Origin of the sequence: Sporosarcina trichiuri (assembly GCF_030406775.1) — a bacterium.
GTDB lineage: Bacteria > Bacillota > Bacilli > Bacillales_A > Planococcaceae > Sporosarcina > Sporosarcina trichiuri.
In genome coordinates, this window is record NZ_CP129119.1 from 1,995,698 (window position 1) to 2,008,400 (window position 12,703).

General features: G+C 47.7%; 7 protein-coding genes. All 7 read right to left on the reverse strand.

Going from position 1 to position 12,703, the window contains the following annotated elements; genetic code table 11:
* Positions 1 to 16 precede the first annotated feature (16 nt).
* Positions 17 to 199 carry a hypothetical protein gene (locus tag QWT68_RS10185; RefSeq protein WP_290148235.1) on the reverse strand — a complete coding sequence of 61 codons (183 nt, stop codon included), beginning with the start codon at positions 197 to 199 and terminating at the stop codon, positions 17 to 19.
* 364 nt (positions 200 to 563) lie between these two features.
* Positions 564 to 1,193 (reverse strand): hypothetical protein, encoded by a 630-nt coding sequence (locus tag QWT68_RS10190; protein WP_290148236.1) that lies wholly within the window; start codon positions 1,191 to 1,193, stop codon positions 564 to 566.
* Positions 1,194 to 2,090: 897 nt separating this feature from the next.
* Positions 2,091 to 4,625, reverse strand: coding sequence for an Ig-like domain-containing domain (locus tag QWT68_RS10195; RefSeq protein WP_290148237.1), 2,535 nt, complete (start codon positions 4,623 to 4,625; stop codon positions 2,091 to 2,093).
* A 93-nt stretch (positions 4,626 to 4,718) separates the two neighbouring features.
* Positions 4,719 to 7,973, reverse strand: a complete 3,255-nt coding sequence (locus QWT68_RS10200) for an S-layer homology domain-containing protein (RefSeq protein ID WP_290148238.1) — start codon at positions 7,971 to 7,973, stop codon at positions 4,719 to 4,721.
* 400 nt (positions 7,974 to 8,373) lie between these two features.
* Positions 8,374 to 9,792, reverse strand: a complete 1,419-nt coding sequence (locus tag QWT68_RS10205) for an O-antigen ligase family protein (RefSeq protein WP_290148239.1) — start codon at positions 9,790 to 9,792, stop codon at positions 8,374 to 8,376.
* A gap of 478 nt (positions 9,793 to 10,270) precedes the next feature.
* Positions 10,271 to 11,545 (reverse strand): nucleotide sugar dehydrogenase, encoded by a 1,275-nt coding sequence (locus tag QWT68_RS10210; RefSeq protein ID WP_290148240.1) that lies wholly within the window; start codon positions 11,543 to 11,545, stop codon positions 10,271 to 10,273.
* Between the two features lie 40 nt (positions 11,546 to 11,585).
* Positions 11,586 to 12,305: a WecB/TagA/CpsF family glycosyltransferase gene (locus QWT68_RS10215; RefSeq protein ID WP_290148241.1), complete on the reverse strand. Its 720-nt coding sequence runs from the start codon at positions 12,303 to 12,305 to the stop codon at positions 11,586 to 11,588.
* Positions 12,306 to 12,703 lie beyond the last annotated feature (398 nt).

Consider the following 12,703-nt stretch of genomic DNA (forward strand, 5'->3'; position numbering starts at 1 on the left):
AAGGCTTTGTATTGGATCAAAGAATTGTGTCTCCATCTACTTCAATACCACTCAAGTTGGTTATAGGTGTTTCCAGACCGGATAGGTCCAGATTCCCACCAACTTTAATGTTAGAGAACGTTACCTCATCTTGAATATCACCTATTAAAATCAAATCGCCTCCGATTACAGCATTCTCCAACTCGCTGACATTCTCCATAGAGACTGTCACATTACCTGTGTACATTTTTGGGCTTACTTCCGTGCCTGAGAAAGCGCTTCCAGAAACTTCAACATCATTGCTATTCCCGTCTTATACCGTCATAACGGCTTTCGGTTCGGGCCTACACCGGACAGGCGGCTTTCACCGCATACGGCGTGCCATCAGCAATTGGTACTACAACTTATTTCCCCATCTTTATATTAATACAGTTAAGTAGAAAAAGACACTAAAAATTAAATAAATGTTTCGACTCTTTTCGACAAAAAAACTTCCGACCGATATTGGTCGAAAGTTTTTGGTTTAAATCTATTGACCCCTTCTATACAACAAATTACTCTACTTTAGTCATATAGCGCTCATCTTAATGACCGCCTGTCAAGCTGGAAGAAGATAGAGTAATATCAGCATTGCTTCTATCTTGCTTAGCTAGGGTGATATCATTTCCTTGTGCACCAGGTGTTTTGGCAGAAATACTGACAATTCCATTAGAAGAATCCGCCGCATAAGACAGCGAAGGTTGAGCATTTATAGCCGACGTAAGGTTATTGGCAGTTTCCATAACTGTAGAACCCACCATTACCTTAACACGATTATTGTGATCAGCAAGTTCTAGGTTATGATCATTCGAATGAATGAACACAAACGTTGTGGAACCAATGGTGACAGTATCTCCGTCATTGCCGAATGGGACGTTGTCAGCAATTTGATCATAGCCAATGACCGTTCCCAAAGTTCCTAGATCTTTAACAGAAATGGACGAGCCATTTCCTAACGTGTTAGAAGCAATAAATATACGATTCGGACCAAAAGCTGGTTCCAAGACGACATCCCTTAGGTCTTCAGACAACAACTGGATAAGTTCTGAACGAGATACTGCACGTGGATTGGAGATTTGTAATTGGGTATCAGCAGTCGCCACTTCGATATCATGGCCGTCAACAGTGAATGTCATAGCCAAATCATCGATACGCCCATCATTATCCTGATCCAAGTTGAATGAGCTACCTAGTTCTCGTCCAGAGAAGTATGCAAGATTGGCCAAGTCCCGTGGAACTTGATTAAACGTAATAGTTGCTGTTGCAAATTCATGACTATTCCCGCCTTATACCTATGCTAATAGGCTTTCGGTTGGGCCTACACCGTCCGGGCGGCTTTCACCGCACACGGCGTTCCGTCAGCAATATGTCCTTTAAGCATGTCATAAAAAGAATGAAGTTTCCAAATGACATAGCAAAACAAATTTTGGGGAAATAAGTTTTGTAAAGACCAATTACAGACTGGGTCCCTTCGCTCCGATTAGTTTTCTCCTCCTCACATGTTACCATGCAAGTACAATCGGCTAACCATCCACACTACTATGAACCCGCAGCCATCTTGATAAGGTCGAAGGTGCTGAACCACCTCACTCACCAAGACTTCAAACGTTCCGTTACATCTATCCCTCGTTTTAACAACCGTAGACCTCCACTATCCAGGAGAGAGAAAGACCAGTTTAACAGTCAATTGTACTGATCTCCAGTAGACCATTTAAGATGACTGGATACTTATCGAGCCCCTAGCTTAATTTCGCGATAAATACTACCTCACCCTGCCTACATGGATTCGTTTGCCTGATCATAGTTGTTTTTTAAGGAGCCCCGCCTCGCAATATCGAGTACGACTTCACCTGACTTAACCCCTTAGGCGAGTATATCAGCGCTTCATTGGGTCCAGGAGGATTAGGCACGTGCCACTAGACTGTTTGGCAAGGTCCGGAATTACACCGAACAATTAGATTGTAACAGTTAGAAAGCCCTGTGAACTAAACTATACTAGTTAAATCCACAGGGCACATTCCACTAATTTCACTAGTTTCCTAGCTTATATAGTAACGTTTCGTTTAATTTTATTAAGGAGCAGGGATTGTAACAACTTTGGTTCCCTTAGCCGTTACAACCGTTCCGGACATTAGTAGGTTGCCGTTATTATCAGTAATAACTTGATCTACCTTTGATTCAGTTTCTGACTTTGGAACAACTTTAACTTTTACAGCTTGTGAAATATTCACTGACTTGTCATCTGCTAATTTAAGAGTAGCTTTTTTACCCGTTTCTTCGATATCAGCTACAGTTGCCTTTAGCTCCGTACCGTCATGAGCAATAACTACAAAGTTTTCATTGGAAATTGAAGTTCCGTTAACATTTTCGCTGAATGTCAATTCAATAGTATCTGTTGTTTTATCTTCTTCAGTTGACAAAACAAAAGTAGCTGATTGTAGAGTCGGAGCAACGTTGTCTTTGATTTCCAACAGTTGCGACATAAATACTTCTTTAGTTGCAATATTACCTACAACGTGCTCTCCTTTTTCTGTGAGAACATTATCGCTAATAACAAGCTTGTGTTGAACGTCTTTCGTAAATGTTTCTTTAGGAATAGTAATGGTTACTTTTTTATTAGAACCATCCATAGTGATAGTAGAACCAGCCGGGAACGAATCCCCATCTAGCGTATAATTAGAGAGATTACCAGCAGAAGGACCCATTTTTTCCTTGTAATTAACTGTGATAGTATTTACAAGTGAACCTTTCTCAACTGAATTAGCGATAGAAACGCCTTCATTGGCAACCGCTTCAACTGCTTTATATCCAGTTTCACCTGATTTATTCACATTAGTGGAGAATGATGTGTTCTTTAAAGTATTTGTGAATTCCCCTGCAATATAATCAATACTTGCTACGTCAACCTGATCAGTGTCTATTTCAAGTGCACCTGCAGCAAAGTTAACTGTAAATGGAGCCATCTTCTCAAGTTCTGTATTTGTGATTGCAGCACCTTCACCGTTGTCTAAAACAAGTGATAGAGTAGAACTTGTAACGCTTGCTCCCGCCTCCTCTGTTAGAAGTGTGCGTGTTACCCCATCCTTATCTTTAACAGTGATTTTAGAGTAATCAGCAACAGTAATTCCTGTACGGTTTAATGCTATCATCAATGAGTTGCCAGAAATTGAATTTTTAGCCTGACCAACTGCTTTTGGAGTATTTGCATCACGCTTAAGATTTAGAGTGGATGTATACTTTTCACCAAATAACTGATCCTCGTCTTTGAAGTCAGAAACAGTTAAGCTTACATTTACACTGTTATCTCCTTCTTCATATAGATGAGTTAAAGCTCCTTGAGCTGCACCATTTTTTAGTGAAGTTGACAAAGGCAAGTGTACATCTACATACGTTTTTTCTTCAGTGCTATCTACCTGATTATAGAATTCTGCAGTGCCTTTTTTCACGACAACTTTCGCATCAGTCACGGGTTCACTGAAATAAACACGGAACGAGTTAAAGTCGAGAGGTTTTACATCAGTTACATAAGGCGCTACTCCTTCTTTAACTGTGTATGATTGCTTAGCTATAGCAGTTTTATTACCACCATTTCCGTTGTTCTCCACCAAATCACGAGCATTATATACAACAACATTATGTGTTCCTACCTTGATTTTATCACCTGATAATGCTGTATCGCTTACTACAGAATAGTCTAATACATTAGTAGATGCTGTAACATCCACCGGTTGACCATCCACGGTAACCTTAAAATCATCCTCTACAGCTTTCACTGGCTCATCAAATGTAAGAACCAATTTGTTTGCAGCATTTAAAGACGCGTTCAACAATTTAGGTGCATTATAGTCTTGGAAAACTTTTTGAGTGTCTCCATAACGAACTACACCTTTTGTACCGTCAGCGGAGAGAACACTGTCCTTGACATCAATGCTATATTTATCGCCATTATCTAATTCTTTACCAGCATTTAATTTAAAGGTCACTGTTTTCATATCTTCACTGAAATCAATTTTATTCACATTATTAGCGATAATTCCATCTTCATCATCATATGCCGAAGTATAATCTTCTCCATATTTTTGGTCATTGATTGTGATGACATAGTTATCCAAATCAGTAGCAGTAAAACCATCCACAGGTTGAGTATATTTCACTTGCAATTCAGTGCTATTGATTGCAGTTACTGATTCAACTTTCAAATCTTTGGCTGGTGTTGTTGCAGAGGGGATAAGATTACCATTAGAATCAAACTTACCTTCGACTGCAGTTACTGTCTTTTGGGCATTTGCTTCATTTAACATTTGTAAAGCTGCTGCAGTTGAGCTGGTTTCATTGACTGCTTCGTTGAAATCACCGATTGCATAGAAATCAGTACCTGATTTTACATAAGAGATTTTTGAAGTGTCAATGAATCCTTCATTGATTGCTTCATTATACAGATTAGCATCTACAGTAAGCATTTGTCCGCCTTGGTTGATTACAACGTGGTCTACTTGGCTAGATGTTGCAGCAGATGCTGGAACAGAAGCCATAGGAACAATTGCTGCCGCTGCAAAAGTAGCCGCTAGAGCTGCTTTTGAAATCGTCTTGAAAGGCTGTTTTGTCATTTTATATGCCACCTTATTCAGTATAGTTTTCCATGATCGTAAGTAACGAAAAAATCAGGGGAAAGGCAGATAAACTGCCTTTCCTGATTATTATTATTTGTTGACTGTTACTTTTGCAGCGTTAATCGTAGCTGCATCATATTTACCTTGCAATGTTACAGAGTAACGATCAGGATTCAGTGAACTCTTAACGAATGTGTGTGTAGTTCCATCCACAACAATTGTGTAAGAAGAACCTTTCATATCAGCACTCAAATTGCTTTCAAGGAAGGATACGAGTGTTTGACCAAGTCCGTTATCCTTAATTTGGTTACCTGCATTAAGTGCACCGAATGTAGTCACGTTCGCCTCTCCTTTACCGATCAACGCTGCCTGAGCATTCTTCAATGCTGTTGTAGCAGCTGTAACTTCTGCTTCAGTAGCATTAGCTTTTGCGTTAACTGCTTCAGCAGCAGTCAATGCGTTCTTGAATGTAGTCCAAGAAGCCGCAGTGTAATCTGCTTCCACTTTAGTTTTTGCATCAGTGATAGCTGCTGCAAGAGCCGCCTTGTCGACAACTACATCACCAGGCTTCTGGTCCTTCGGTGCTTTTGCAATTTCAGTAATTCCAGAGATAGCAACACCGTTAGCGGACTTCAAGCCCTTAGAAAGGTTGATGACGTTAGAGTTGCCATTCAATGTTCCGTCTGGAAGAGTGATGGTAACTTTCTCGTAACCGTCTTTCACGTTGCCGTTGCTGTCAGCCAATGTGAATTTCGCGCCTTTCGGCAATTCTTTACCGTTCAGCGTGTAGTTCGAAGCGTTCAGCGCGTTCTCTGTGTTGCCTGTGTACTGGACAGCAGATGTGAAGTTGAGGACAACTTCGTCAGCGCCTGTACCGTTCAGGTAGAAGTCCACACCGTCGTACTTGTCAGTCTTGACAGCGAACAATGTCGCAGCAGGTGACTTCGTGACAGTGAATTTCTGAGTCAATGTAGAAGCTGCGTTACCTACATCATCCGTTACGTTACGGACAACAAGCTCCCAGTCTTCTGCGAATCCAGCTTCGTCAACTTCTGTCTGCAGATCGCGGACAGGCTTGACGAGGAAGCCGTCTTCCATTTTGTCTGCATAACGGACAACTTGGCCGTCAACAGTGATCTTCTTGCCATCTTTGTTCGTTCCGATGAATTCAACAACCACTTTCGGGATTGTAGAACCTTGAAGCTGGGATGGTGTGTTCAGACCTGGATCGAGATCGCGGTCTTTAACAGGCTTGTCGAAACGTACATCGAAGTGGCCTTTCCAGTCGCCAGTTGTTATCTGCTTCGGTGTGCCGACCAATTTCGGGCTTGTAGTATCCGGAGTTGCAAGAGCAGAACCGGAGTAGCTCAAGTCGATTTCCTGCTTGAAGTTCTTCTTCTCGTTTGCAGGGTTTTCTACTTTATCCTTATCAAGGACCATGCGGAACTTGTGGTTGTAGTAGTTATCGTTTGTATTCTTCGTATCGAACAATACAGTCCAGTCTTCAGTCAATTCATACAGATATTCTGTATTCATCGTGTATGTGTTGTTCTCGTTATAAGAAGTCACTTTGAATTCAGGAGTCTTCTTAAGGTTTGGAACAGCTCCAGCTACTGCAGGAACCCACTCTTTTGCATCTTCGTTGTAAACTTCAAGTTTCATGTCAGCTGGCTTGAAGCCTTCCACGAATGTGTTGAAGTTCACGCGGAACTGCTCTGGCGATTCGACTTTTGCAGTTGCTGCAGGGATAACATCGCTGCCTTGTACTGTGAAGTCGAGGATCTGGTTCGTCGACTCGTTGCCAGCGAAGTCTTTGATGCCTGACAGCTGGATGGAGTGCTTACCGGATTTGATGAAACGGTCAGTTTTGACAACCAGCTTGTTACGGAAGTCACCTTCTGTCTGGCTGAATTCACCGTTTTCAACTGACTTGATAGTAACTGTTCCGCCGTCGATCAGGAGCTGCTGCTTCTGAACGTCCTGGATCGGCTCTGAGAATGTTACTTCCAGCTCGTTGTAAGCTGTCTGTGCAACAGAAGTCGCTTCCGGCTGACGAGCGTCAGTCAGGATGAACGAGCGGCTGTTGACTGTTCCTTCTTTAGTGATCTGACCGACAGTCACTGTCTTGTTGTTCGCCAGAGTTGTGTCTTTGTCAAGGATCACTTCGATCGCTTTCGAGTTGTTCGGCACTGCTTTGTAACCGACAATCTTCTTGTTGTTTGTCTGGTTGACAGTCAATCCAAGCGGGTTGTCGCCAAGGAATGAAGATGGTGCAACATCTTTGTCGAAGAAGACAGTCAGGCGGTCCGCCATGTTGGATTCTGCGCCAGTGATGAGTGCTGTCTGCCAAGCTGTTCCGGAAGCCGGAGTGAACTTCACAGTTGTCGAGCTGACAAGCTTACCGATTTCGTCATTCCACTTCGAATCAGGAGCTGCTTCGATCAAGCGAGCAGTTACAATTGAATCAAGTGTCGTTTTGCTGAACTCGGAAGTGAGGACAACAGTCGCAACACCGTCTTGAACAGTTACACGGTTGTTAGCCAATTGGCCGTAAGTTGCATCGAACTTCAATACAAGGTCGTCTGCATCTTTCGCAACTACGCCGTTCTCGTCGACGATTTTCGCAGTGATGACAGTGTTGTCTCCGCCGTCAGCAGTGATGGAGCCCTTGGAAGCTGTCAGGATCAGACGGTTGCCTTCCACTACTGGTGGGTTAGGATCAACTGGTTCGATCTTGTCTTTGAGTGCATACAAGAACTTCGCGAAGTCGCCGCGTTTGATTGGGTTCTGTGTTCCGAATTGTGTTTTGTTGATACCGTTTGTTACGTTGTTCGCAACCAGTGCATCCACTGCTGCGTCATAACGGTCGGATACGTCTGTGAAGCTGTTTGAAGTCGTGCCAGCTTTCAGCTCGAACGCTTTTTGAAGCATGATTGCCGCTTCACCGCGTGTGATGTTGTCTTCAAAGCCGAACTTTGTAGCTGTCTTACCGTTGATAACGCCAGCCTTCTTCAAAGAGTTGACTGCAAGCTTACCACGGTTCGGAACGTCGGAGAAACCAGCTGAAGGTGCTTTCTCGTCGTTCAGGCCAGCAGCGTTAGCGATCATGATTGCAGCGTCGCCGCGTTTGATCTGCATGCTGATACCGAATTGAGTTTCTGTCATACCTTTTGCGATGTTGTATTCGACAACAAAGTTGACTGCATCCTTATAAGAAGCAGGTACGTCCGTGAATGCAGAAGTTGATACATTCGCAGATGCTACTGGTACGATCGCAGAAGCGACGAGTGTAGCCGTTGCAGCTGTTGCTACAAACTTTTTGTACGATTTTGGTTGTTGAGCCATTGTGTAGTATTCCTCCCTGTTTTAGGTAATCCTATTTCACCGATGTTGCCACCGGTCATGAAATACAGTTTAACTATACCACCGATTTCTCTGTAAATCTACAAATCTTCAAAAAGATTTCACGGATTACAGAGAAATTGCAGTATCTAAACTCTTATTCTATTATACACATGCGATTTTCCATTGCAACGTTTTTCATGTGCAGGTAAACATTTCTTTTTCGAAACATTCCGGAACCCTTATTACAGTAGTGTTGACGCGGCATGACAGCCAGGCCGGGCAGGTTCCGTCCCTTTCTTTATCGGTCACTAAAGTCTAGTATTCAGATTTATTTTCTTCCATTTTAAAACCCATGAATGATTGTCATAATCATTCATGGGTTTTCCAGTATTTCCGTATTTTATTCCAGATCGGGCTTGATGGTGCCGTCTTTCGACACGACCGTCACGGCGGCGAGCAGGAACGCGAGCCAGACGGAGACCGATGGTGCCGTCAGCGTGTGCCCTGCCGTGTAGGCGATGCCGATGCCGACGAGGAACGCGACGCCCGTCAGGATGCTGAAGTAGTTAAAGTTCTCTTTCAGGTTCGTCACGAACTTGATGATGAACTTGCCGGCGAACCAGACGATCGGCGCCACCATGTAGATGAACCCGAGAATGCCGAAGGAGAAGAACCAGTCGTGGAAGTCCATCTCAATCATCTTGAGCGGCTTATGCGGCCCGGGGACGTCGTAGTTCCCTGCGAAGCCCATTCCGAACAGTTTCTGGGAAATCGGGGCGTCCTTAAATTGTTCGATGTAATCCGCCTTGTACGTCTCCCGGCTGCTGAAGACGAGGTTCTCGAACTGCTCGGCGTTAATGAGCGGTTCTTCTGGCTCCTCTTCCCCATCCGGCGGCAGTTGGTTGCCGTCCTCGTCGACAGGCACCTGCGGTTTCTCGAGTGAGATGCCAAGAATGTCGAGGTGGGCGTACATATTGCCGAACACCGGCGTGAATGGTGTCGAGACGACGAGGGCGATCAGCAGCAGAAGCGACACGAACGAGTTCGCCTTCACCCGCTGCCGGGCTGGATACTCCTTCGTTGTCAGCAGTAATAGCAGACTTCCGAAGAAGATGCTGAGCAGCACGATCAGGATGCCGCCGTAACCGACCTTCGTTCCGAGCGCGAGCATCGCGAGCGACAGCAGGACGAACGGCAGCCAGTGCAGGAACTTGCGCGTCGTCGTCTGCTTGTAGACAGCAAACAGTGCGGTGATCGGCAGGAGGATCGACATCGACGCGCCGATCTCGTTACCCGCATAGAACCAGCCGGTCCAGCCTTCCTTCGAGCGGGCATAGTTCGCCATGCTCGTGCCGGTCAGGTGGGCGATGATGAACACGACACTGATCGTCAGTGAGGCGATCAGGAAGTAGTTGACGAGCTGACGTGCCGTATCCGACCCGTCCTCTTTTTTCATTGCTTCCAAGATCAGCAGGAAACCGAAGAACAGGACGTGGAAGTAGACGACCTTCGTATAGTATGTAAGTTCCTGCACAATATAGAACGGTTCTTTAACGGTATAGCCTACAATAAAGTTGATGATGACAAATACGGCCAGCCCCGCAAGATACAGTAGGTACAGCCGGGCCCGTTTGCTTTTCCGTGACTCGTTGAGTATCCAGACGGCCATGGCGGCAAGATACGCGAGACGGATGATGACGCCGAGCGTCAACGGAAGGTCGATGAACAAGAGCGACGCCGTGGTGAGGACATCGATGATCGGCTGGATCATGACGAACGCCACCAGCGCTAGCATGATGTTGTGTCGGTTAAGTTCCATTGGGGCAGGTTCCTCTTTCGTTTGTTGGTTTGAATGCCGGGGGACAGACTGCTGCACCATTCGCGTTCGTCCGCGAATTGGGCTGCAGCCTGTCCCCCTGTGAATGAGAGAGACGATATGCAGGGAGATAGCCCCGCAAACACGGTTCTGTGGTTTTGGCACGGGTGGGTTCCGCCGGATGGAGCGCTTGGGTGGCGGTTCCATTCTACCCGGGTATCTGTGCACGTCACAATTCGCGGAAGTACGCGAATGGTGTCGTGCACAGGTACCCTGGTCTTTTTTCTTTTCTCTCTGCTATATCCCACTGGCAGTGGAAGCTGCATGCCCTCCACGCTCCGTTGCTCGGAGCGCAGGACCGGCGACTCCTGGGGGATTAGCGAGCTAGTTGAGACCCCACAGGAGCGAAGCGACGAGGAGGCTCAACGCTCGCCCCCCGGAAAGCGCCGGGTCCGGAGCGCAGAGCAACACCGTTAGGCACTCAGTTCTTCGAGTTGCCGAGGACGTGTGTCCGGAAGCCGGCATCTTCCCATTTGGCGCGGTCGATGCAGTTTTTGGCGTCGATGAGGAGCTTGTCCTTCATGAGGCCGCTGACCGACGATGGGTCGAGTTGCTTGAAGCTGTCGTGGCTTGTCAGGATGACGATCGCTGACGCGTCCTTGACGGCGTCTTCGAGACTTTGCGTCTGCAGGGCGAGCTGGTTCTGCTTGATGTGCGGGTCGTAGGCGGACACGATCATACCCTTCTGCGTCATCTGCTCGATGACGTCGAGCGACGGGCTTTCGCGCATGTCGTCGATGTTGCCTTTGAATGCGAGGCCGAGCACGGCGACTTTCGGCTGTTCGGCGTTCATTGCGGAAAGCAGGTCCGCCGTCAGCTGCGCGGTGTATTCCGGCATCCGGTCGTTCGTCTTGCGCGACAGGTGGATCAGCTTCGCGAGTTCCGGATTGAGCTCGACTAAGAACCACGGATCGACTGCGATGCAGTGGCCGCCGACGCCCGGTCCCGGCTGGTGGATGTTGACGCGCGGGTGGAAGTTCGCCAGACGGATCGCTTCCCAGATATCGACGTCGATCGTCTCCGCGATCTTCGCGAGTTCATTCGCAAACGCGATGTTGACGTCGCGGTACGTGTTCTCCATCACCTTGACGAGTTCCGCTGTCGTATCGTCGGTCTCGTGCAGTTCCCCTTTGACGAATGAACGGTACAGTTCGGATGTGGCGCGTGCGGATTCTTCGTTCACCCCGCCGATGATGCGGTCGTTCGACACGAGTTCCTCGAACACTTTGCCCGGGATGACGCGCTCCGGTGAGTGGGACACGAGGATGTCTTTGCCGATTTCAAGCCCGGTCGGCTCGAGTTCCGGAATGACGATATCCTGCACCGTCTTCGGCGGAACGGTCGATTCCAGGATGACGAGGTTGCCTTTTTCGACAAATGGTGCAATGGATTTCGACGCGGACCGGATGTATTCCAGGTTCGCGGTCTTGTCGTCTTTGATTGGCGATGGCACTGCCAGGATGAAGACGTCCGCTTTCTCTGGTGTCGTCGACACGGTCAGATTGCCGCTGTCGATCGCTTCGTTCAGTTTCTCCTGCAGCCCGTTCTCTTCGATATGCAGCTGTTTGTTGCCGATCATCTCGACCGCTGCTTCGTTGATGTCGACGCCGTGCACTTTGTGGCCGTGGGTCGCGAACATGACTGCCGTCGGGAGGCCGATGTAGCCGAGTCCGACAATACAAATGCTCTTTTTCATGGGATTCTGCCTCTTTCCTTCTATAGAAAATGTCTAATTCTTATTTGGATTTATCCGCTAATACGCGCACGAGGAAACGCGGCAGGTTCATCTGCCGTTTCAGCCGCTTCGGGTCGCTGCACAGCCGGTAGAACCACTCCGTCCCGGTTTTGCGGAACAAGGCCGGTGCACGTTTGACGGATCCAGAGAACACGTCGAAACTGCCGCCGACACCTTGAAAGACTAGGACGTCACGGAGCCTGTCCATGTTGCGCCGGATCCACAATTCCTGCTTAGGGGAGCCGAGTGCGACAAAGAGGATCTTCGCGCCGCTGTCCCGGATGCGCTGCACGAGCGCTTCCTCGTCCTGTTCGTAGCCGTCGGTCATGCCCGCAATCGGGATGCCCGGGTAGTCGCGCTGGATGTTCGCGGCCGCTTTTTCGATCACTTCGCGTTTTGCGCCGTACAGGTAGACGGGCTGGTTATCGCTCGCTGCAAACTGCAGAAGCCGCGCCATCATGTCTACCCCGGTGACGCGGGATGTAATCGCACCCTTTTTCAGTTTCGATGCGAGCAGGATGCCGACGCCGTCCGCGATCTGGAACGTCGCACCGTTGATGAGGTCCTTGACCTGCGCGTCTTTCTGCGCAGTCATGACCTTCTCGGGGTTGACCGCGATGATCGTCGACTGCTCCCCCGCCGCCATGCGCTGCCGGATCTGTTCGATGATGCCTTCATATGTCAGAGGCGAGACGTTCACGCCTAAGTAGCTCTCTTTCATTCCTGGGTGCCCCCACTTCTTGCTGTACTTTCAATTGTCTTAGTATAGCAGAAACGGGAACAGCTTGCACAGCCTGTTCGAACAGTGCTAAAATTACCCCGACAGTCTGCTCACTGGAGCGGGTTTTGATCTTAAATATAACAGCCCATCGGGCACGGCCTTCTGAAGCTTATCGTCCGCTTTCCGCGGGCATGGCTTCAGCCGCTTCCCTCGCTTCGCTCAGTCCAGGGTCTTCAGCTCATGCTATTCCCGCAGGAGTCGGACGAACGCTTCTCCAGCCCTAACTGTTGCGCAAGGCATCCTTCTTGAACGGACGTCGTTCTATTTTAAGGAGATCCGTTGATCGGAGTGCAGGGCGGCGACTCCTGGGGAATCGCGTAGTCCGAAGACCCCGCAGG

Coding starts and splice junctions, on each gene's coding strand:
- QWT68_RS10205 (WP_290148239.1), bottom strand. CDS start 9,792: ATGGAACTTAACCGACACAACATCATGCTAGCGCTGGTGGCGTTCGTC.
- QWT68_RS10195 (WP_290148237.1), bottom strand. CDS start 4,625: ATGACAAAACAGCCTTTCAAGACGATTTCAAAAGCAGCTCTAGCGGCT.
- QWT68_RS10185 (WP_290148235.1), bottom strand. CDS start 199: ATGGAGAATGTCAGCGAGTTGGAGAATGCTGTAATCGGAGGCGATTTG.
- QWT68_RS10210 (WP_290148240.1), bottom strand. CDS start 11,545: ATGAAAAAGAGCATTTGTATTGTCGGACTCGGCTACATCGGCCTCCCG.
- QWT68_RS10200 (WP_290148238.1), bottom strand. CDS start 7,973: ATGGCTCAACAACCAAAATCGTACAAAAAGTTTGTAGCAACAGCTGCA.
- QWT68_RS10215 (WP_290148241.1), bottom strand. CDS start 12,305: ATGAAAGAGAGCTACTTAGGCGTGAACGTCTCGCCTCTGACATATGAA.